At 59.6% G+C, this 19,720-nt stretch carries 21 protein-coding genes; 8 read left to right on the top strand and 13 right to left on the bottom strand.

Annotated elements, in window-relative coordinates:
* Positions 1-33: 33 nt before the first annotated feature.
* The 7 genes from GDN47_RS07780 to GDN47_RS07750 are packed head-to-tail and all read right to left on the bottom strand — an operon-like array spanning position 34 to position 6,845.
* Positions 34-420, bottom strand: a complete 387-nt coding sequence (locus tag GDN47_RS07780; protein WP_152092976.1) for a 5-carboxymethyl-2-hydroxymuconate Delta-isomerase — start codon at positions 418-420, stop codon at positions 34-36.
* A gap of 54 nt (positions 421-474) precedes the next feature.
* Positions 475-1,494 carry a homoserine kinase gene (locus tag GDN47_RS07775; RefSeq protein WP_152092975.1) on the bottom strand — a complete coding sequence of 340 codons (1,020 nt, stop codon included), beginning with the start codon at positions 1,492-1,494 and terminating at the stop codon, positions 475-477.
* Positions 1,495-1,500: 6 nt separating this feature from the next.
* Entirely contained in the window at positions 1,501-2,784 is a 1,284-nt protein-coding gene (locus tag GDN47_RS07770; protein ID WP_152092974.1) for an aspartate aminotransferase family protein, read from the bottom strand.
* A gap of 2 nt (positions 2,785-2,786) precedes the next feature.
* Positions 2,787-4,142, bottom strand: coding sequence for an aspartate aminotransferase family protein (locus GDN47_RS07765; protein WP_113329279.1), 1,356 nt, complete (start codon positions 4,140-4,142; stop codon positions 2,787-2,789).
* 17 nt (positions 4,143-4,159) lie between these two features.
* Positions 4,160-4,810, bottom strand: a complete 651-nt coding sequence (locus GDN47_RS07760; protein ID WP_113329278.1) for an HAD-IA family hydrolase — start codon at positions 4,808-4,810, stop codon at positions 4,160-4,162.
* A complete protein-coding gene (locus tag GDN47_RS07755; RefSeq protein ID WP_113329277.1) occupies positions 4,807-6,060 on the bottom strand; it encodes a Tm-1-like ATP-binding domain-containing protein in 1,254 nt (417 codons plus the stop codon). Before GDN47_RS07755 ends, GDN47_RS07760 begins: the two co-directional genes overlap by 4 nt.
* A complete protein-coding gene (locus tag GDN47_RS07750) occupies positions 6,060-6,845 on the bottom strand; it encodes an IclR family transcriptional regulator (protein WP_113329276.1) in 786 nt (261 codons plus the stop codon). Before GDN47_RS07750 ends, GDN47_RS07755 begins: the two co-directional genes overlap by 1 nt.
* Positions 6,846-7,162: 317 nt before the next feature.
* Here GDN47_RS07750 and GDN47_RS07745 point away from each other — a divergent pair, with 317 nt between their 5' ends.
* Positions 7,163-8,617 carry an APC family permease gene (locus GDN47_RS07745; protein WP_113329275.1) on the top strand — a complete coding sequence of 485 codons (1,455 nt, stop codon included), beginning with the start codon at positions 7,163-7,165 and terminating at the stop codon, positions 8,615-8,617.
* Positions 8,618-8,669: 52 nt separating this feature from the next.
* On the top strand, positions 8,670-10,148 hold the full coding sequence (locus GDN47_RS07740; RefSeq protein ID WP_113389518.1) for an aldehyde dehydrogenase: 1,479 nt from the start codon (positions 8,670-8,672) through the stop codon (positions 10,146-10,148).
* An 88-nt stretch (positions 10,149-10,236) separates the two neighbouring features.
* Here the strand turns inward: GDN47_RS07740 and GDN47_RS07735 are convergent, their stop codons facing one another.
* Positions 10,237-10,749, bottom strand: a complete 513-nt coding sequence (locus GDN47_RS07735) for a flavin reductase (RefSeq protein WP_015342805.1) — start codon at positions 10,747-10,749, stop codon at positions 10,237-10,239.
* 10 nt (positions 10,750-10,759) lie between these two features.
* Complete coding sequence (locus GDN47_RS07730; RefSeq protein ID WP_113329273.1) at positions 10,760-12,322, bottom strand: 4-hydroxyphenylacetate 3-hydroxylase N-terminal domain-containing protein; 1,563 nt, start codon at positions 12,320-12,322, stop codon at positions 10,760-10,762.
* A 95-nt stretch (positions 12,323-12,417) separates the two neighbouring features.
* Between GDN47_RS07730 and GDN47_RS07725 the strand changes: the two genes are divergently transcribed.
* Positions 12,418-13,311: a helix-turn-helix domain-containing protein gene (locus GDN47_RS07725; protein WP_152092973.1), complete on the top strand. Its 894-nt coding sequence runs from the start codon at positions 12,418-12,420 to the stop codon at positions 13,309-13,311.
* A 38-nt stretch (positions 13,312-13,349) separates the two neighbouring features.
* Here the strand turns inward: GDN47_RS07725 and GDN47_RS07720 are convergent, their stop codons facing one another.
* Positions 13,350-14,177, bottom strand: a complete 828-nt coding sequence (locus GDN47_RS07720; RefSeq protein WP_113389520.1) for a helix-turn-helix domain-containing protein — start codon at positions 14,175-14,177, stop codon at positions 13,350-13,352.
* A 97-nt stretch (positions 14,178-14,274) separates the two neighbouring features.
* Between GDN47_RS07720 and GDN47_RS07715 the strand changes: the two genes are divergently transcribed.
* Complete coding sequence (locus GDN47_RS07715; protein ID WP_152092972.1) at positions 14,275-15,204, top strand: phytanoyl-CoA dioxygenase family protein; 930 nt, start codon at positions 14,275-14,277, stop codon at positions 15,202-15,204.
* A gap of 40 nt (positions 15,205-15,244) precedes the next feature.
* On the opposite strand, the gene GDN47_RS07710 is transcribed toward GDN47_RS07715, so the two are convergent.
* A complete protein-coding gene (locus tag GDN47_RS07710) occupies positions 15,245-16,156 on the bottom strand; it encodes a putative nucleotide-diphospho-sugar transferase (RefSeq protein WP_233789801.1) in 912 nt (303 codons plus the stop codon).
* Between the two features lie 28 nt (positions 16,157-16,184).
* On the opposite strand from GDN47_RS07710, the gene GDN47_RS31925 reads away from it, so the two are divergent.
* The 3 genes from GDN47_RS31925 to GDN47_RS07700 all read left to right on the top strand — a co-directional run bounded on the left by GDN47_RS31925 (position 16,185) and on the right by GDN47_RS07700 (position 18,253).
* A complete protein-coding gene (locus tag GDN47_RS31925) occupies positions 16,185-16,352 on the top strand; it encodes a hypothetical protein (protein WP_173002466.1) in 168 nt (55 codons plus the stop codon).
* Positions 16,353-16,656: 304 nt separating this feature from the next.
* A complete protein-coding gene (sfnG, locus tag GDN47_RS07705; protein ID WP_145319752.1) occupies positions 16,657-17,760 on the top strand; it encodes a dimethylsulfone monooxygenase SfnG in 1,104 nt (367 codons plus the stop codon).
* Between the two features lie 268 nt (positions 17,761-18,028).
* The gene (locus GDN47_RS07700) at positions 18,029-18,253 is read left to right on the top strand and encodes a hypothetical protein (protein ID WP_152092971.1); all 225 of its coding nucleotides are present in this window, start codon (positions 18,029-18,031) and stop codon (positions 18,251-18,253) included.
* A 72-nt stretch (positions 18,254-18,325) separates the two neighbouring features.
* Here the strand turns inward: GDN47_RS07700 and GDN47_RS07695 are convergent, their stop codons facing one another.
* Entirely contained in the window at positions 18,326-18,805 is a 480-nt protein-coding gene (locus tag GDN47_RS07695) for a pyridoxamine 5'-phosphate oxidase family protein (RefSeq protein WP_113350915.1), read from the bottom strand.
* 59 nt (positions 18,806-18,864) lie between these two features.
* Entirely contained in the window at positions 18,865-19,131 is a 267-nt protein-coding gene (locus tag GDN47_RS07690; protein WP_145319755.1) for a hypothetical protein, read from the bottom strand.
* 274 nt (positions 19,132-19,405) lie between these two features.
* Between GDN47_RS07690 and GDN47_RS07685 the strand changes: the two genes are divergently transcribed.
* Positions 19,406-19,696: a hypothetical protein gene (locus GDN47_RS07685; RefSeq protein ID WP_113329264.1), complete on the top strand. Its 291-nt coding sequence runs from the start codon at positions 19,406-19,408 to the stop codon at positions 19,694-19,696.
* The last annotated feature ends 24 nt before the right edge of the window (positions 19,697-19,720 follow it).

The following is a 19,720-nucleotide window of genomic DNA, read 5'->3' as shown; positions in this document are numbered from 1 at the left end:
CCTTTGGTGTTATGTCGTCCCACGAAGGGAATGTCACTTGCCGCGAAGCCGCGGATGAATGGCGTTCTTCTTCCAGCTGAGCTCCGCATCGATCTCGCGGATCTCAAGCGAAAGGGCGAAATGCGGCGTCTCGAAAAGCGGGCCGAGAACATCGATCGCCACGGCGAAGATTGCCTCGCCGGTGCGTTTCTTTTCGCCTTCCGTGCGGCCCTTGCCGATGCGGAAGTTCAGATCGACGAAGGCGTTTTCGGGCAGTCTGTCGGCGATGGCATAGTGATCGGCGCGAAAGGCGCGCACGCGCACAGCCCCGACCTCGAAAAGTCCGGTCTCCAGGACCGTTTCCAGCAGCCGCTCGCAGAGCGCACCGATATCGGCGCGACCCTCCAGATTGGCCGAATATTCGATGGCGAGATGTGGCATTGAGTCCTCCCGAGACCGTAATTACTTAACACGTTAATAAATATCTCGCAGATGTCAAGCGGCAAAGTCGAGCTCTCTTGCCATCTTCAGGCTTTCATTGACGTAACGCGACAGACGCTCGACACTGCCCGGAATTTCCGGACGTCCCGCGAGCCATCCAATATATGTAAGGCTCCTCAGCACCATGAATAGGGGCAGGGCCGCCAGCGCCGCGTCGGAGAGGGATCGCCGGCTGCGATAACCTGCTATCAGCGCTTGCTCGATTGCAGGATAGGCGGGCTCTCTGCGGTTCTTGAGTAGGGTGGTGGCAAGATCGAACAGGCGGAAACCATGTCCCGCATCGTCGAAATCGATGAAGGCGACATCGCCGTCGGCTCCCGTCAGAAAGATGTTTTCCCGCACCAGATCGGCATGGATCAGCCCGTAATCGAAGTCTTGAGCTTCTGCATCTCCAAGGGTGCGGCGTAGTTCGTCGCGTAATGCCGAGAGCGCAGTGGTGCTCTCGGACGAAAGGCCCCGGCAATCCCAGAAGCGACCCCATAACGGCTTTTCGCCGACCAAACCCTCGACGTTCCATGCTGGGCGGCGAAAACGCTCCGGAGGCTCCCAAGCATCGGCAAGTTCGTGCATGGTCGCCATGCTCTGTCCGACGCGAAAGAAGATGTCGGCCTGCATCTCGGCCGAATGCGACAGCGGCACGCCACTTTGGCCAAGTGGCACGCCGTCGATCCAGCTCACCACGTCGGCATGCTGTTCGGCAAAATGCCTGTTGGCTGGCAGTCGGACGAGGCTCTGCTTTCTGCTTGTCGCAACGGGACTCGGCACATCAAGGCCGCCGAGCTTGAGCGCCGCCATAAAGTGCAGTTCCGAGCGCAGGCTCGTCTCGTCATGGTAGCCCGGCCGATGGAGCCGCAGTGCGGCGAACTGACCATCCTCCAGCGTGATGCGGAAGACGGCATTCTCTCGATATTTCATCAGGAGAGGTTCATGGGCCTGCACTGGCCAATGGTCGAGGGCCTCCAGCGCACGTCTCTGCAGGGCATCGCGGATGGCCTGAGGCAATTGATCAGCCATATTGCCTCACAGGCCGGATAGGACATCGTCGAAGATCGACAACATGTAGTCGGCATTGCTCCGGGTAAACGGCATGGGCGGTCGGATCTTCGTGGCGCATTGGTGAATGCCGATCTTGCCCATCAGCACGCCGCGTTCGCGCATGGCGTTGATGATCCGGGTTGCCTCAGCGGTAGCCGGCTCCTTCGTCTGCCTGTCCAGCACAAACTCAGTGCCCATGAAGAGGCCACTGCCGCGCACGTCGCCGATGATCGAGTGCTTCTCGGCCAGCCGCTTGAACGCGTCGCGCGTATATTCGCCGACATTGCGGGCATTCTCGATAAGGTTCTCATCCTCGATGACATCGAGAACCGCCATGGCTGCCGCGCAGGAGACCGGATTGCCGCCGAAGGTGTTGAAATAGCGGAACGCTTTGCGAAAAGTGTTGATCGTATCGACATTGGCAATGACGCCGCCGACCGGATGGCCGTTGGCCATCGGCTTGCCGAGCGTGACGATATCGGGAACGATGCCAGCGTGCTGGTGACCCCACATATGCGTGCCGGTCCGGCCGAAACCGGGCTGTACCTCGTCGGTAATCACGAGGCCGCCCGCCTTGCGCACGGCGGCAACCGTTTTGTCGAGAAAACCCGGCGGCAGATCGGGAAAGCCTTCATTGGCGAAGAACGGATCGATGATGATGGCCGAAAAGCCGTGCGGGCTCTCCTGAAGCGAGGCAATCGCTTTCTCCACTTCGGCCGCAAAGGTCATAGCAAAGGCCTCTCCGCCTTCGCCGCCGAGCGGGCGATAGCTGTCCGGCGCCGGCACGTGGCGCACATGGCCGCCGAAGCCGCCAACCGGCGGCATGCGGGTCGACAGCTGCGACACGGCGGCCGTGTTGCCGTGATAGGTGTGGTTGGTGGCGATAACGCCGGTTTTGCCGGTCATGGCCTGTGCCACGCGCAGCGCCACGTCATTGGCTTCGCTGCCCGTGCAGGTCAGGATCGCCGCGTTGAGGCTCTTATCGAAGGTTGCCGTCAGCCGCTCGACATAATCAAGTATGCCTTCGTGCAGGTAGCGCGTATGCGTGTTCAGCGTCGAGGCCTGCCGCGCGATCGCTTCCACCACGCGCGGGTGGCAATGGCCGACATGCGGCACATTGTTGTAGCAATCGAGGTACTTTTTCCCATCGGCATCCCAGAGCCAGACGCCTTCGCCGCGCACCAGATGCACGGGGTCGTCATAAAAGAGCGACATGTTCCGGCCGAGAAGCCGTTCGCGACGCGCGATGAGGGCTGCATTGTCGGACATGATCAGCCCCTTGCCGCGGTGAGACCTGCGTCGAGCGCGGTCAGGATGGTCTGGACATTCTCCGCCGTCACGATGAGCGGCGGCGACATGATGACATTGGCGCCGGAGGTGCGGACCAGAACGCCGGCATCATAGGTCGCGTCCTGCACCTTCTGAATGACGTCCTTAGCTGCGCCACTTTTCTTTGCACGATCGCTGACGAGTTCGAGGGCGCACATCAGGCCCTTGCCGCGCACATCGCCCACCAGTTCGTGCTTGTCCTGCAGCTTTTTCAGGCCGGCGAGCAGTTCTTCGCCACGAGCAGCCGCATTATCGACGACATTGAGTCGCTTGGTTTCCTTCAAGGTGGCAAGGGCTGCGGCGGCACCGACCGGATGGCCGGAATAGGTGTAACCATGGCCGATGCTGCCGACAGCGCCCTTGTTGCCTTCGAAGACCTGCGCCACCTTGTCGGAGATCATCACCGCGCCGAAGGGGAAGTAGCCGTTGGTGATCGCTTTGGCCGTCGACATCATGTCCGGCTGCACGCCCCAGAGACGCGATCCGGTCCAGGCGCCGGTGCGGCCGAAGGCGGTGATCACTTCGTCGGCGATCAGCAGGATGCCGTGCCGATCGCAGATCTCGCGCATCAGCGGCAGGAAGGTCTCGTGCGGAACGATGACGCCGCCGGCGCCGAGCACCGGTTCGACGATCAGGGCCGCAATGGTGTCGGCACCCTGGAAAGCGATTTCGTCTTCGAAGAGCCTGCCAATAGCAGCCGCGATCTCCGCGCCATCGGTGGTGTTGAAGGGATTGCGGTAGGTGAAGGGTGCCGGCAGGTGGAAGACGCCTGGAAGCAGCGGCTCGTAGTTGCGGCGGAAGTTCTGGTTGCCGTTGACGGAGGCGCCGCCAAAATGCGTGCCGTGATAGCCTTTCTTCAGCGCGACGAACTTGGTGCGTTCGGGCTGACCATTGACCTTGTGGTACTGGCGCGCCAGCCGCAGACAGGTCTCGACCGAATCCGAGCCGCCGGAGGTGAAGAAGGAACGGCTGAGGCCGTCCGGCTTGAACCATTCGGCAAGCTCGTAGGACAGTTCGATCAGGGGTGAGTTCGTCGTGCCGCGGAAGGTCGAATAATAAGGCAGTTCGTCGAGCTGGTCGCGGATCGCCTTTTTCACCGGCTCGCAGGAGTAGCCGAGATTGACATTCCAGAGGCCCCCGACCGCGTCGAGCACTTTCTTGCCCTGGATATCGACGATTTCGACGCCTTCGCCTGAGTTGATGATGCGCGGCGGATTGGCCTGCATCTCAGCAGGATGAGCCATCGGATGCCACAGGTGACGGGCGTTGTTTTCGATGATGAAATTGGTCTCACGCATGTCAAATTCCTCTTGGTTCAGAGTCCCAGCATCGCAAGTGCGCGAGCATAGCTTTCGGCAGGGCGGGTCACGTCGAAATGCACGTGAGGGAGGTTCACGGCTTCGGCGCCCTCGATGTTCTTCTTCTGGTCGTCGACGAAGACGCAGGCCTCGCGCGGCAGCTTGAGCTCGGCAAGGACGAGCTCGTAGGCGCGGGGATCGGGTTTCAGGATCTTCGTGTAGGTGGCATCGACGATGACGTCGAAAAGCTCGATCAGCGGAAAGCGCTGACGGAATTCGACGCCATAGAAAAGGTCGAGTTCGTTCGACAGGATTGCCAGCTTGAGGCCGGCCTCCTTGGTGCGCAGGATGGCGTCGCGGGCTTCTGGCCGCAGGACCAGCTCCGGCTCGGCGCCGCGCGCCCGGCGCACGAAGGTCTGCATGTCCGTCCAGTTTTCGCCGACCAGCTTGCCGACTTCCTTCGTGCGCTTCAGCCAATAGTCGCGTTCGGTGATCTCGCGGTTCTGCATTTCGACCCAAAGCGGGTCCGTCGTCGTGTCGAACGGGCCGAGCCAGGTTAGCGATCCCTTGGGAAGGCCGAGCGTGCGCTCGGTGATGTCATGGGTTTCGAACAGGGTGCGGGTAACGACGCCGCCAAAGTCGAGGATAAGCGCGCGGTCTTGGCTCATGGCCGCCCCTCCGGAATGACGCCTTCGGCAACCCATCGATCGAAGATGGCAAGGGCAGCGGTCGAGAAGGCCGGCGCGTTGATATGCGCATCGACCTCCTGCAGCGTAACGCTGGGCGGAACGGCTCGGCGCATTTCGTTGAGGAAGGCGTCGAGGCCCTCTGGATCATGCAAGGGTTCATCCGGCTTGTCCCATTCCTGCAAGCCTTCAGTCGGCAGGAGGAAGGCGACATTCGCTTCGGCGCGCCGCAGTTTTTCTCCGATCACACGGGCTACCGCACGCCGCCCTTCCGGCGATGTCGTTACCGACCCGATCAGCCGGTTATGGGCGTGATACGGGCGATCCACAAAGATCTCTGGCAGGGCTTGCCATGCCTGAAGATCGACCATGTCGATCGCGCCGGGTGCGACGATCTGCGGAATGCCGGCGCGACTGGCGTTTTCGAGACGGTCGGGCCCAGAGGTGACGACGCTGCTATAATGATGATTGCTGACTTCCTGGATGCAGAAGTCGAAGACGGCGGCAAAGCCACCCTTCGAGGCGATCGCTTCATAGGCCCGTCCGCCCATGCCAGTCGAATGGAATACGGCGACGTCGTAGCCGCGCTTTTCCAGCTCGGGCCGCAGATATTTCATATATTTCAGGCAGGAGGAGCCAAGGGAGGTCATGCCGACGAGAGGACGTTCGCGATCGGGCTTGGTGCCATGCTTTGCAGCGCCGACGACCGCGCCGCAGGCCTGGGAGAGAACCGACTGGCAGATGCTGTTGAGACCGTAGAGACCGCCAGCCCACAGGATCATCATAAGATCGGGCGCGATGCGTTCGGGCGGTATGAGGTGGGAGTAGGCGATGGTCGAAACCACGAATTTCGGCACGCCGAGCGGCAGGACGGCGGCGACATCGAGCGCCAGATCCGTGCCCATGGAGCCGCCGAGCACGATAATGCCGTCGACTAGTCCATCATCATAGAGGCGGAGGGTCAGGGCCGATGCGCCCTTCGCCATAGCCGCCATGGCGCTGTTTTCGTCGCCGCTTTCGGTAATGGCTTCGATTGTCGTTGCGGCAGCCTTCGCAATGTCATGTTTGGAATAATCGGGGCTGTAAGGTGGGTCGCCGAGAATGCTCACATCCATCATGACCGGCTGGCCGCCGGCTTGCTTGATGACGGACGCCATGAATTGCAGTTCGTCGCATTTGGTGTCACCGGTTCCGATGACGAGTATCCGCGGTGAGGGAGCCTCCGGGCTCATCAATCCGTCCTCCTGAGTTTCGCAATGGTTCCCGTAGGTCTTTCCGACCCGTAGTATTTTTCTGAGATCGCGTTGGCCGTGGCGACGGCCTGCGCGCCGAATTCCTGGATGGCAGCCTTCGTGGTGCGAGAGAGCGGGGCGGCAATTGCCACGCAGCCGATCGGGCGGCCGCTCGGCGTGCGCACCGGTGCGGCCGTGCTGATGACACCGGCCTCGAGACCTTGGTCAATGACGGAAAAGCCCCGTGCTGCGGTTTCATCGAGCATCTTATGCAGCAATTGGGGATCGGTGACGGTGTGATCCGTAAACTTTTCCAGCGGCTTTTTAAGCGCTTCGTCGATTTCCACGGGTGGGCAGAAGGCCAGAAAGGCGAGGCCTGATGCCGTCGCATGAAAGGGAAGGAGGCTTCCGACATCGACGATGATGCGGTGGGCGCGCGGTGAGTCTTCAACATGAATGGTAGAAAGCTGCCCGCCCGAAAATTCGGACAGATGCACGGTCTCGGTCGACGATTCGGCAAGCGTCCTGATGAAGGGGATTGCGACCCGCAGGAGGGGAAAGCGCGCCTCCCGGATACGGGCGAGGCGAACTGGCGCCGAGCCGATGCGGTAGCGGCGTGTCTCTGGATCCTGCTCGACGAAGCCGTGTTTTTCCAGCTCTACGAGAAAGCGTCGTGCCGTCGCCTTGTCCAGCGCGCACAGGCGGGCGATGTCGGTCAGACCCGCCTCCTTGTCCAGCCGTGACAGGGTATCCAGCAATGCCAGCGCCTTTCCGATCGTGCTCATTATTCCTCCTCTTGGGTTGGTCAGGGTCTGATTCTACGCGTCCAGCCGTGGCTTCCCGTCAAATCAGCCTGCTGACCCTGCGCCGCGGCACGATAGCAGCGACCCAAGATACTTAACATGCGAAATAACTTGACAGAGGCCGGCAATGTTTGCAAGTCTATATTTGAAGCTATGGTTCAAATAATGAACCATAAGCGCTGACGGCGGTAAGATCAACAAAACATAGGCCCCGATCGTCAGTCCGGTTTTTGGTGGAGGTCGCACGCGTGCAATCGCGGCGATGATCGGATGTTCTTAAACAAGGGGAACGAACGCAGATGAACACGCAAAATTCGCAAGGTGCGGCTGACAACCAGCTGCGCAAGAACAGTCTCGGCGTCGGTGCCGTGACCTTCCTCGTGGTGTCGGCTGCCGCACCGCTGACGGCTGTTGCCGGTGGCGTGCCGCTATCCATGATGCTCGGCAACGGGCCGGGCATCCCGCTAACCTTCCTGCTGGTGACGGGTATTCTGCTGCTGTTTGCGGTCGGCTATGTCGCCATGGCGCGTCACATTCGCAATGCCGGCGCCTTCTATGCCTATACGGCCCAGGGCCTTGGCGGCTTGATGGGCGGTGCCGCGGCACTGATCGCGATCCTCGCCTATAATGCCATGCAGGTCGGCGTTCTCGGGCTTTTCGGTGCGGCGACCAAAGGTTTCTTTGCCGAGCAGCTCGGCCTCGATCTTCCCTGGTGGGTCTGGAGCTTCATCGGCATCGCGTTCGTTGCCGTCTTCGGCTACCGCCGTGTGGATCTGTCGGCGAAAGTGCTGACGGTGCTCGTTATTCTCGAATATCTCGTCGTGCTCGTCATCGATGCTGCGATCTTCATCAAGGGTGGCGATGCCGGTTTGACGGCCGCGCCGTTCACACCGACTGCCTTCTGGAGCGGAACGCCGGCAATCGGCTTGCTGTTCTGCTTTGCCGCCTTCATCGGTTTCGAAGCGACCACTATTTACAGCGAAGAAGCTCGCGAACCGGAAAAGACCGTGCCGCGCGCGACCTATATTTCCGTTCTCATCATCGGCCTCTTCTATATGCTGACGTCGTGGCTGATGGTGACCGGCGCCGGCGTCGACAAGCTCGTTCCGACCCTGCAGGGTCTTGCCGATCCCACGACCTTTCTCTTCGGCCTCGCTGAACGCTATGTCGGCCACTGGATAACCGTTGTCATGAGCGTGCTGTTCATCACCAGCCTGTTTGCCGGTATCCTCGCCTTTCACAATGGCGTGGCACGCTACATGTATGTTGCCGGTCGCGAAGGCTTGCTGCCAAAATCGATCGGCGTCACGCATCCGGTCTTCCAGAGCCCGCATGTCGGCTCGATCATCCAGACCGTCATTGCCGTGCTCGTCGTCGCGCTCTTTGCGGTGACGGGTCAGGATCCGGTGCTGGCGCTCTTCTCCTGGCTCACCAATGTTGCGACGCTGGCGATCATCCTGCTGATGGCGTTTACAGCCTTCTCGATCGTGGTGTTCTTCAGCCGCAATCCGGGGCTTGAGCGCAATGTGCTTGCTATCAAGGTGTTGCCAATCGTGACGGGTCTGATCCTTCTGGCGCTCGTCTATTATATCTCGGCGAATTTCGGCGCGATTGCCGGTGCCAATGGCGTACTTGCGGTGGTCTTGCCGGGCCTGGTGCTGATCGCCGGCATCATCGGCTTCATCGCAGCGGCTCGCCTGAAGTCGTCGGATGCGGCAGGCTATGCCCGCCTCGGCGCCGGCCAGGAAGCCTGAGTTCCAATCGCGGTGGCGGGAAGACCCGCCACCCTCTTTGCGAGAGAATGAGATGCAGGACAAGATCGACCAGCTCCGGACATTATCCGTTTCGCCACAGGCATTGTTCATAGCAGGTGCCTGGCGCCAGCCGGTCAGCGGAGCCGCCATGGACGTCATTTCGCCGATCGATGGAACAAAGCTGACCACGATTGCCGATGCCGGAACGGAGGATGTCGATCTCGCGATCAAGGCCGCGCGGCAGGCGTTCGAAAAGGGCAGCTGGTCGAAGGCGGCACCGGCCGAACGCAAGAAGGTGCTGCTGAAGATTGCCGAACTGATCGAGAAGAACGCGCTCGAACTGGCCGTGCTGGGTGTCCGCGACAACGGCACGGAAATCTCGATGGCGCTGAAGGCCGAGCCTGGCAGCGCCGCCGGCACGTTCCGCTACTATGCCGAGGCGATCGACAAGGTCTATGGCGAGATTGCGCCGACGGCGGAGAATATTCTCGGCCTCGTCCACCGCGAAGCCATCGGTGTCGTTGCCGCTATCGTACCGTGGAATTTCCCGATGATGATCGGCGCCTGGAAGATCGCGCCTGCACTTGCCGCAGGCAATTCCGTCGTGCTGAAGCCGGCCGAGGGCGCGTCGCTGACGCTGCTCAGGCTCGCCGAAATTTGCGCCGAAGCGGGATTGCCCGAAGGCGTGCTCAATGTCGTGACTGGCCGCGGTGCGGTCTGCGGCGAGGCGCTGGGGCTGCACATGGAGGTCGATGTACTCGCCTTCACCGGTTCCGGCCCTATTGGACGGCGGCTCCTGGAATATTCGGCGCGTTCTAACCTGAAGCGCGTCTATCTGGAGCTTGGCGGCAAGTCGCCGAACATCGTCTTTGCCGATGCGCCCGATATCGATCATGCGGCCAAGGTTTCCGCCTATGGCATCTTCCGCAATTCCGGCCAGGTCTGTGTCGCCGGCTCCCGGTTGCTTGTGGAGAAGTCGATTCATGAAGCCTTCTCCGAGAAGGTGGCTCGCATCGCCGAAAGCATGAAAGCCGGCGATCCCCTGCAGCTGACGACGGAGGCAGGGGCGATTTCCAGCGAGATCCAGCTGAAGAAGGATCTTGGCTACGTCTCGCAGGCGCTGTCGGAGGGCGCGTCTTTACGCACCGGCGGCTCGCGTATTCTTGAGGAGACGGGCGGTTATTACATGCGGCCGACCGTATTCGACGTGACACCGTCGATGACCTTGGCGCGAGAGGAGGTCTTCGGCCCCATTCTGTCGATCATTCCCTTTGAAGGTGAAGCAGAGGCCCTGCGGATCGCCAATGCCACGGAATATGGCCTTGCCTCGGCCGTCTGGACATCGAACTTGTCGCGGGCTCATCGAATGGTTCGGGGCATCCGCGCTGGCGTGGTGCATGTCAATACCTATGGCGGCGCCGATAACAGCGTACCACTTGGTGGCGTCAAACAATCCGGCAATGGTCATGACAAGTCGCTGCATGCGCTCGACAAATATGTCGATCTGAAGACGGCCTGGATTCAGCTCTGACGGATTGTTTCATTACGCGAAAAGGGGCGCCGCGTTATCGCCGGCACCCCTTTTTTGCTCCCAAGATCGATAGCTGTTCCTGCGGCACCTAGCCGCCGAAGCTCCCCGTCTGGGTCGGCACATGCACATAGTTGCGGTCGAAATAGAGCAGCGCGTGCCCATCCTTGCGGCTGCGGATATCCATCACTTCGCCGATAAAGATATGGTGCGTGCCGACCAAGCGCGCTTCCGTCAGCCGGCAATCGAAGGAGACGATGGCATCGGAAAGCGCCTGGCTGCCAGAGCGGAAGTTGATCCATTCCGCGGCGGCGTAGCGCTCTTCCATGTCGGCGCGTTGGCCGGCGAAATAACCGGCCAGTTCCTTGTGCTCCTGCGTCAGAACATTGACGCAGAAGCGGCGATTATCGAGGAAGAGGCTAGTTTGCGCCGAGCGGCTGTTCATGCAGACCAGCAGCGTCGGCGGTTCGTCGGTGACGCTGCACATGGCGGTGGCGGTAAAGCCGCCGCGGCCGGCGGGGCCGTTGGTGGTGATGACATTCACCGGTGCGCAAACCCTGGCCATGGCGTTGCGAAATTCTGTTTTCGAGAGTTGCTCCTCCATGGCAACGTCCTCACTCGGCGGCGTTGCGGACGGGGGAGGTGTCACCCAAAGGCGGCAACCACGTATCTCCGGTCCAGCCATTCTCGTCGTAATCGCTCATGCACTGATCGACGAGCGCTTCCATTTCCTTCAACCGACCGCCGCGCTCGGCACCCTTCAGCACCTGCAGGCGGACTTCCTCCGGCGCGCCGGCATAGTTGAGCTCGTAAAGCGCGTGGCGTCCGCCGAACTCGGTGCCGGTGGCGTCCCACAGCAGCTTCATGATCTTGATGCGCTCGATATGACCCATGTCGTTGGAACCGCGTACATATTGCGCGAGGTAGCGGTCGATCTCCGGATTACCGAAATCCTTGGCCGAGGAAGGCAGATAGATCAGCCCGGACGCGATGACTTTGCGGACCGTTTCGATGACGCGGGGATAGGCCTCTGACATGAAGGTGCGGTAGGAGAGGGCCGCTTCCATGTTTGGCAGCACCGCGCCATTCGCCCAGGGCTGCGGATTGTAGGCCATGGCATTAGAGAAGGACCAGAACATGTGGCGAAGTGCGATGACCTCGCCAAGTGCCGCCTGATTGCCGCGGAAGGCATCGCCGCCGGTCGCGCGCAGCGCCTTAGCCAGCAATCCGGCGATGAAATCGAGCTTCACGGCGAAACGCGTGCAGCCCTGGAAGCAATAGCCATGCATGAAGCCCGAAGCGGGGTGGAAGGAGAGGATCTTTGCCGCGTCGCGCAGCACAAGCACATCCTCCCAGGGCACGAAGACATTGTCGAGCACCAGAATGGCGTCGTTCTCATCGAAGCGTGACGACAGCGGATAGTCGAAGGGATGTCCCACAGTATTGGCGGTCTGCTCATAGGAGACGCGGCAGAACATCTTAATGCCAGGCGCATTCATCGGAACGATGAACATGACAGAGAGCGACGGGTCTTCCGTGACCGTCGCCGAACTCTGGGCGAGGAAATTATAGTGGGTCAGTGCGGAGGATGTCGCCACCACCTTGGCACCGGAGACATAGATGCCAGCATCGGTCTCCTTGGTAATGTGGACGAAGACATCCTTGACGGCATCGGCGGGCTTGTGGCGGTCGATCGGCGGATTGACGATCGCATGGTTCATGAAGAGCACGGATTCCTGCGCGCGCTTATGCCAGGAAAGCGCATTGTCCTTGAACGGGCCGTACCAGTCGGCATTAGCGCCGAGTGTATTCATAAGGGCCGCCTTGTAATCTGCGGTGCGGCCCATCCAGCCATAGGACATGCGCGCCCAATCGGCGATGGCGCCCTGCTGTGCCACAAGCTCGGCGGAAGATTTCGCCACTCGGAAGTATTTGTGGGTATAGCCGCCCGATCCCGTATCCGTCGGCGAGGTCAGACGTTCCTTAGTCTTTTCGTCATGCAGCGCGTCGTACATGCGGGCGAGTGAGCGGACGGAGTTGCGCATGGCGGGATGCGCAGTCACATCAGCGATGCGCTCGCCATTGATATAGACTTCGCGGCCATCGCGCAGGCTTTCCAGATATTCGGCGCCGGTAAACGGACGGGTCTTGTCGCTGCGGTGATCTTCAGCTCGCATCTCGTATTCCTCCCTTGAGATCATGATCAATGCTACGTCCGAACCCTCGGCGCGACCATGGACAAAGGGGGCAATTCGCTGGTACTTTTTCCGGCATGTCGCAGAAGAACGAAATCCCGAATTTCTTTGTCTATGGCGTGCCGAGCCGGGCGCTTGACGTCGGATTTCTGCACGTGGAAACGGTCATGGACCGCAAAACGCTGCATTTTGGGCATGTCGCGTCTCATAAACACCCGTTGATGGGGCAGATCACCTATTGGTACAAGGGCGACGGTCGCTACCGGATCGAGGATCGGACTTGGAATTTTTCCGCTCCGACGATCAGCTTCGTGCCGAGTAACATCATTCATGGATTCGATGTCGACGATCAGTCCGATGCCATCGTCGTCTCGATATCGGACGATACTTTAAAGGCTTTGGTACCTCAGGTGGATCTAAGCCTTGACGTGCCGACCTTTCTGACGGCACGGCCGGGCGATCCTTCCTGGCAAAAGATCGACACGCTGCTGCAAATGGTCAGCGCCGAATATCGCGAGCGCGGCGGCCAAAGCGAAAAAGTCATGCTGGGGCTGATCGGCGTCGTGCTGTCGCTGATGAACCGGCTTGGCGGCAGCGCGGCGCTGCCTTCAGCTTTACCGACCGTGACGCTTGCCTTGGCGCTACGCAGCGCCATAGACCGCCATTACAAGAGCGATTGGCCGGTCGGCACCTATGTCGACCTGCTCGCCACGACGCCGCATCTGCTCGATAAGGCGGCGCGCGAGGTGTTCGGGCACAGTGTCAAGGAGATGCTTTTGGACCGGCGGCTGCTGGAAGCCAAGCGTCTGCTGATGTTCACCATCCGCTCCGTCGAGGATATTGGTCGTGAAGTAGGCTTTGAAGATCCCGCCTATTTCTCACGCTTTTTCCGCAAGCGGGTGGGGGAGGCACCGGCGGCCTGGCGGCGCCGGAATTTGGAGCGAGCGCCGTCGGGGAATGATGCGGCTTGACAAGGGCCGTTGCGACGTGTTCGGCCTATCTTGATCGATCAGCTTCTCCGGTAGCGGGCGCGAAAATCGCGCGGCGTGCAGTTTTCGCGCTCATGGAACAGCCGGGAGAAGTAGAACGGATCATCGAATCCGACTTTTGAGGCGATGATCTCGATCTTGTCATCCGTCATCGTCAGCAACTCCTTTGCACGGTCCATGCGCACGCGAAGCTGAAACCCCTTCGGCGGCAACCCGACTTCCGCCGAAATTTTTCGGCGCAGCGTGGCGGGCGACATGCCGCATTCAGCTGCAAAAGCCGCCATGTCGAGAGCTTCTGTTGCTCTTTGGCGAAGAGCCTCGATGATCTCGCCGATATCCGAGCCTTGCCGAGGAGAGGGAGCGATCTGGCTCGCCTGCCGTGCAGCCAGAATGACGATCTGATGAAGAGCGGATGAAGCAGCTGCTCTTGATAGGTTGGTGTCTTCGATAAGGTCGTCGTGGATGGAGCCGAAGAGACGCTGCACATTATCGAGATTACGAAGGGTGGTAAGCGGATTCTGCTCGCTGATGAGGCGCAGTCGCAGGAAGTCGCGCACGAGAGAGCCTTCGAAAAGCGCCCATCGCTCACTCCAGCCTTGCGCATCGGGACCATAAGAGTGCTGGCGGTTCGGGAAGAGCCAAAAGAGCGCCGGGCCTTTCACGCTTCTGCGGCCGCCGGCATCCGTTTCGAGAAAGCCTTGGCCGCTTTCGACGAGCACCACCGCATAGCTCGGCAGCTTCCGTGCTTTAACGGCATGCATGGCATGCTGCCTGCCGCTGCCGGTGACGGCCAGTCCTCCGGTGGAGGCAAGTGGCGAGCGGTAGATGGCATGTGTTGTCGATGTCATGGTGAGCGAAAAGTCCAGTATCACTTTCGTCCATGTAGTGAAGCATCGCTGGCTGCTAGATTCAATGGGCAATCAAATCAAACCGTAGGCGAGTGAAATGTCGATTCCCATGCAGAGCGTCCTTTCCGACAAAAGTGCACTTAACCTTGTTGCCAATGGAAAGGTTCTCTCCACCGCGCCCCATCGGCTCGGTTATCTCACCCCGACCGATCCGTGCATCGGTGTTGAGGCAATCCGCACGCTCTACGAGGAGAACGGCTATGTGTGGCTCAAGGGATTTCTGCCGCGCAAGGACGTGATCGATTTTCGCGGCTGGGTCTTCGGTCACATGGCGAAGACGGGGCTGATCGAGGAGGGAACGGATCCGAGGGATGGAATATCGTCCGCTTCGGCGCCGGAAGGCCGGGAGGTCGATCGTTGCCTGATGTCGCTCGTGCGCTCGGTCGCCTATGAGGGCTTTTGCGCGCAGCCGCGTCTTTCGCGCTTCATGGATGACTTCCTGTCAGGCATCTCCTATCTGCATAAGCGCAAGATCATGCGCCATGTGCGGCCGGGAACGGCGACGGCGACGCCGGCGCATTATGATCTGGTCTATCTTCGGGGCGGCACCAGCCGGATCGTCACGGCATGGATACCGATCGGCGATATCCCGATCGAAATGGGCGGGCTGACCTATCTGGAGGGATCGCACGCGATCGGCCGAGAGATGGAGCGGGAGTTTGGCGAAAAGAACAGGGATCTCAGCCCCGAAGAGCGTGTCAGCGCGTTCAACCGCAATATGACGGAGGGTGGCTGGGTTTCGAAAGATCTGCCTGGCATGGCTGAGCGCTTCGACACGCGCTGGCTGGTCGCCGATTATGAGGCGGGCGACATCATGCTCCATTCACCATTCATGATCCACGCTTCCACCACCAATCAGGACAGCCAGCGCAGACTGCGCCTTTCCACCGATATTCGCTATCAGAATGTCGAGGATGAGATCGATGCGCGATGGAACAATCATTGGACGCTCGGCGACATGCTGTGATTCAGATTTGATCGTGTGGCAGGCTCGTTCGAAGCCCGCCTCAATTGTCACCGTTTAGGATGCGCTCGATTTCCTCGACACGATCACGACGGCGCTTCAGCCGTTTGCCGATGCGGCCAAACCAGCGTTTGCGCTTGGTCGCCTCGCGGCTTGCCTGTAGCTGTTCGATGAAGACCTCGCCGACAGCACCATTCTCGACCCGATCGAATATCCAGCAGAATGACGCAGGCAGTCTGGCTACACGGAATTGGGGCTTCGCGCTCGCTGCGTCCTCGGCGATGATTTCCTCCAGAACCACCTGATCCCACACGTCAGGCTTGGCAAGACATCCTTCCCGCCAGCGCTCGATGAGCTCCGCCGCGCCGGGCGTATCGTTGATGAGAATCGTCGCGCTGATAAGACGTGCATCGAACTCATAATAGACTGCAATATCGCATTCGCGTTTACGAAGCTCCGGCCAGGGATTGCGGTGGAAGACTGCATCGACGTCGACATAAAGAATAGGCCCGCGCAGCCTCGCCCTTTCCTTAAGCAGGAAGCCGGGTTTCAGCCCGGCATTCAGTACCCAGCTGCCGGCGCTGGGCACTGCCGTTGCATGTACCTTCAGCCCGATCCGCTCCGCCGAATGGGCCATGCGCTCCTTTTCCTGCTCGTAAAAACTGCCTTCAGTAAAAAACGCCACAATCGGGCCGTCGGCGCTGGTTGCCGCGGATTTACGTTCGGCCAGATCCTGTTTTGCCGGGAAGGGGACGATCAATGCACGCTGCTGCGGGCTCCAGGGGCGAATTTTATTGAGGATATTCAAGAAGGCACCTTCGGGATGTGTGAGCTTCAATCGACTATCCGCCACCCCGAAGCGTAGCGGACAAGATTGAGAGTTTGGATGAATGGAGCATTTAATCTGGCCGATGGCGGAAACGTCACATCGTTGGCGCTCGTACAGGATTGGCAAACCATTTGATCTTCGCTAATCGATTGTCATGTCCGATAATGTCATCAAGTTTGAACGCCGTCCGAAGCCGAAACCGCCGAGACAAACGCCTCCCTGGCTCAAGCGTTTGCTGGCGATTTTGGCCATCATTGCATTTTTCGTAGCAGCCTTTGCTTATTTCACGCTGAAGAACGGCGGAGCCGGCCCAACATTCTGACAGCTCGAGACCTATGCGATCTCGGGTCGATTGTCCGATCAGGTATGGGGACGGCGGCGCTTTGATTTGCGCGCTTTGCGGCTGCATTATGGCCTTCGACGGCCGTTTCACCTTTGGGCCCCAAGCTTCCTTGTCACGTCATCGTCCCCATCGGGCGAGGTTCGCAACGCAGCTTTTTCGCAAAACAGCTGAAACTTGGGATAGGTTTGTTCGATAATCTAGAGAATCTATAGAATGTAATCGCAATGGGTTGGAATCTTCATCCTTGTACTCGGCAGAGGACAATTCAAACCGGGAGATATCAATGAGCGATGCGAACAGAGACGCTTTGAAATTCGCCTACTGGGTGCCGAATGTGTCGGGCGGGTTGGTCATCTCGAACATCGAGCAGCGCACGAGCTGGACGATCGACTACAACAGAAAGCTTGCGCAGATCGCCGAGGCGAGTGGTTTCGACTATGCGCTGAGCCAGATACGCTTCACGGCGGGCTACGGCGCGGAGTTTCAGCATGAATCCGTTTCCTTCAGCCATGCCCTGCTGGAATCGACGACGAAATTGAAAGTCATTGCGGCAATCCTGCCCGGGCCATGGACGCCGGCGCTGGCAGCGAAGCAGATCGCCACCATCAACCACCTGACCAACGGCCGCGTCGCCGTCAATATCGTCAGCGGCTGGTTTCGCGGCGAGTTCGCGGCCATCGGCGAGCACTGGCTCGATCATGACGAGCGCTACCGCCGCTCGGAGGAGTTCATCCGGGCGCTGCGCGGCATCTGGACCGAAGACAGCTTCACTTTCCGTGGCGATTTCTATCGGTTTACCGATTATTCGCTGAAGCCGAAGCCGATCGATCCGCAGCCGGAAATTTTCCAGGGTGGCTCGTCGCGTGCGGCCCGCGACATGGCCTCGCGCGTATCCGACTGGTATTTCACCAATGGCAACACGCCCGAGGAGATTGCCAAGCAGGTGGACGATATCCAATCCAAGGCAAAAGCGAACGGCCATCATGTGCGCATCGGCGTCAACGCCTTCGCGATCGTGCGCGAGACGGAAGAGGAAGCCAAGGCGGTTCTTGCCGAGATTGTCGAGAAAGCCAATCCCGATGCCGTCAAGGCCTTCGGGCACGAGGTGAAGAATGCCGGCAAGGCTTCACCGGAAGGTGAGGGCAATTGGGCGAAATCCAGCTTCGAAGATCTGGTGCAGTATAATGACGGTTTCCGCTCTAACCTGATCGGCACGCCGCAGCAGGTTGCCGAGCGCATTATCGCTCTGAAGCAGGCGGGTGCCGATCTGATCCTTCTCGGCTTCCTGCATTTCCAGGAAGAGGTCGAATATTTCGGCAAGCACGTCATTCCGCTAGTGCGTGCGCTCGAGGAAATTCGGGATGCTGTTGCTGTGGCTGCTGAGTAAGCGCTTCCCCCACACAACATCGCTTTGATCTCTCGCACTTTTCAAAGCTGGCGCCCATATTTCGGCGAACCGCGGCAGCGAGATGCAAACAACCTCACTCACCGGCAAGATTTTCCTTTGCCGGTGAGTGAGATCTTTTCCCTGATATTTCAATCGATTGATGGAGATATTTCATACCGGCGCGGCCTGGTCACGGGTGGAAGTTCATCCCTAAGTTTCTATATTCGAGGGATGCTCATGGTCTGACAAACAGGAAGAGGAGCAGGACATGATATTGACTTCACAAGACGTCACCTCCGTACTCGGCCCTGTAGACGAGACCCTTATCGCTGATATCGTTGCGACAGGTGCAACGCCGACGGAACTGTCCGAGGCATGGGCTTGGGTCAACAGCGATGAGGCTTTGATCGGCGAAGGCCGGCATCTGCCTGCCGGCAAAGTGGCCGCGCTGGTGGATCTGCTTTCCGCCGATGACGAGGAATGGGAAGAATAGCAATTCGCGCCCTTCTCAGGGCTTGAGGCAAGCCATGCCGCCACCTATGCGCGGCATGGCTCCAGCTAAAGGCTAAAGCTCGACCTTTACATTGTCGCCCATGTCGGGCCTTCTATTCGAGACTGCGGCGGCCGCCATCTTGATGTAGCTGATGATGCTGCCGGGGCTATCCCAATATTCGGCGAAGACGGGCGTTACCTTCAAAACACGGATCGAGGGATCATCGGCACTATCCCACCAGGCCCTGGCGCCCGTGGACCAGAGATCCCTGACGCGTTCGCGGTCGTTGCTGACTTCAGCCGTTCCGGATATCGAAACGTATTTCTGACCCCTGGTGTCGGCAAAGGCGAGGCAGACATTCGGCCAGCGGGCGATCTCCTCATCCTTGTGGCCCGCAACATCCGTCAGGAAATAGATTGCATTTTCAATTGGCTCCGGATGCGCCGCCATCGGCCGGGCGCGCAGGCTGCCGGAGATTTGCGTGGTCAACATGCAAAAGCCGATCTTGTCGACCAGCTCCCAAACGCGGGCGTTTTCGTCGGTCTCGGTCATGGCTGTCTCCTGTTCTTGATTGCAAAAGGATGGAGCGGGTGAAATCATCCCGATGAAGCCTACGGCTGCTCGCGGGTTCCTGGTGCAGCCTCACGCTCATCCGCATCTTCGAGATCGCTCTTTACGACGAAGGCATCGTCGTGCTGGCGCACGGCCTCCTTCTCCGCTTCGATATTGGGCAGGTCGTCGGGAGTGCGCTCCTTGACGTGCTCCGACGTCGCGTCGATCTCGCCTTTGGTCTGGTCGGCCGGAACGGATCCAATCCCATGATGCGCAGCGTCATGCTCGGTCCTTGCATTGCCTTTGTCTTGTTGCGTGTCCGTCATGTCGATTTTCCTGTTCGTCTGATCCGCAAGATCTCGCGTCATGTCGAATGCGACACGGCCGGGAGCTTTTCCGCGTGAAAAGGCGGCCGGGCCATATCAATCAAACAGTACGGCAGCCGCATTGTTCCGTATCGGCTGCGACGTGACGACAAGGTTTTGCGGCCGGCGAGATGGGTAGATGGGAACCTTGAACCCGAATTTGCGTCTTCCTACGTGAGTAGCAGTCGAGGCTTTATGAGCTCGGCTGCAATCACGTCTGTTAGGAGTGACCAAAATGGAAGATAGAACCAGAACCATCGAAGACCTAAGCGTCGAAGAGCGCGAGGAAATCCTCATCGATGCTGCCCGGACGCTCGAGGGCAACGCACGCGAGGCTCTCGTTGAAGGCAATCAGCAATTTGCGGCGCTTTCCACCAATATGGCGCAAGCGATCCGCATCCATGCCGACGAACTGGCGCGCGACGATCCCGAACAAGCGGAAGAATTGCTGCAGCAGGCTGTCGCAATGATCTCGCAGTTCAATGCTACTCATCCTTACCGGTTGATCAGCACGGCCGTTCACTAGTCGGCTCGATGCCCTACTTCTTGT

This window comes from Martinezella dioscoreae (assembly GCF_009176305.1).
GTDB lineage: Bacteria > Pseudomonadota > Alphaproteobacteria > Rhizobiales > Rhizobiaceae > Rhizobium > Rhizobium dioscoreae.
Note: the sequence above shows the minus strand (reverse complement) of the source record. Positions and strands in the feature narration are given on the sequence as shown.

Bases quoted from the DNA above. Each gene is read 5' to 3' on its own strand.
- GDN47_RS07780 (WP_152092976.1), bottom strand. From the start codon at position 420: ATGCCACATCTCGCCATCGAATATTCGGCCAATCTGGAGGGTCGCGCC.
- GDN47_RS07700 (WP_152092971.1), top strand. From the start codon at position 18,029: ATGATATTGACTTCACAAGACGTCACCTCCGTACTCGGCCCTGTAGAC.
- GDN47_RS07685 (WP_113329264.1), top strand. From the start codon at position 19,406: ATGGAAGATAGAACCAGAACCATCGAAGACCTAAGCGTCGAAGAGCGC.
- GDN47_RS07750 (WP_113329276.1), bottom strand. From the start codon at position 6,845: ATGAGCACGATCGGAAAGGCGCTGGCATTGCTGGATACCCTGTCACGG.
- GDN47_RS07755 (WP_113329277.1), bottom strand. From the start codon at position 6,060: ATGAGCCCGGAGGCTCCCTCACCGCGGATACTCGTCATCGGAACCGGT.
- GDN47_RS07715 (WP_152092972.1), top strand. From the start codon at position 14,275: ATGTCGATTCCCATGCAGAGCGTCCTTTCCGACAAAAGTGCACTTAAC.
- GDN47_RS07730 (WP_113329273.1), bottom strand. From the start codon at position 12,322: ATGCGAGCTGAAGATCACCGCAGCGACAAGACCCGTCCGTTTACCGGC.
- GDN47_RS07770 (WP_152092974.1), bottom strand. From the start codon at position 2,784: ATGTCCGACAATGCAGCCCTCATCGCGCGTCGCGAACGGCTTCTCGGC.
- GDN47_RS07760 (WP_113329278.1), bottom strand. From the start codon at position 4,810: ATGAGCCAAGACCGCGCGCTTATCCTCGACTTTGGCGGCGTCGTTACC.
- GDN47_RS07765 (WP_113329279.1), bottom strand. From the start codon at position 4,142: ATGCGTGAGACCAATTTCATCATCGAAAACAACGCCCGTCACCTGTGG.
- GDN47_RS07695 (WP_113350915.1), bottom strand. From the start codon at position 18,805: ATGACCGAGACCGACGAAAACGCCCGCGTTTGGGAGCTGGTCGACAAG.
- GDN47_RS07720 (WP_113389520.1), bottom strand. From the start codon at position 14,177: ATGACATCGACAACACATGCCATCTACCGCTCGCCACTTGCCTCCACC.
- GDN47_RS07775 (WP_152092975.1), bottom strand. From the start codon at position 1,494: ATGGCTGATCAATTGCCTCAGGCCATCCGCGATGCCCTGCAGAGACGT.
- GDN47_RS07690 (WP_145319755.1), bottom strand. From the start codon at position 19,131: ATGACGGACACGCAACAAGACAAAGGCAATGCAAGGACCGAGCATGAC.
- GDN47_RS07735 (WP_015342805.1), bottom strand. From the start codon at position 10,749: ATGGAGGAGCAACTCTCGAAAACAGAATTTCGCAACGCCATGGCCAGG.
- GDN47_RS07745 (WP_113329275.1), top strand. From the start codon at position 7,163: ATGAACACGCAAAATTCGCAAGGTGCGGCTGACAACCAGCTGCGCAAG.
- GDN47_RS07740 (WP_113389518.1), top strand. From the start codon at position 8,670: ATGCAGGACAAGATCGACCAGCTCCGGACATTATCCGTTTCGCCACAG.
- GDN47_RS31925 (WP_173002466.1), top strand. From the start codon at position 16,185: ATGTCCGATAATGTCATCAAGTTTGAACGCCGTCCGAAGCCGAAACCG.
- sfnG (WP_145319752.1), top strand. From the start codon at position 16,657: ATGAGCGATGCGAACAGAGACGCTTTGAAATTCGCCTACTGGGTGCCG.
- GDN47_RS07725 (WP_152092973.1), top strand. From the start codon at position 12,418: ATGTCGCAGAAGAACGAAATCCCGAATTTCTTTGTCTATGGCGTGCCG.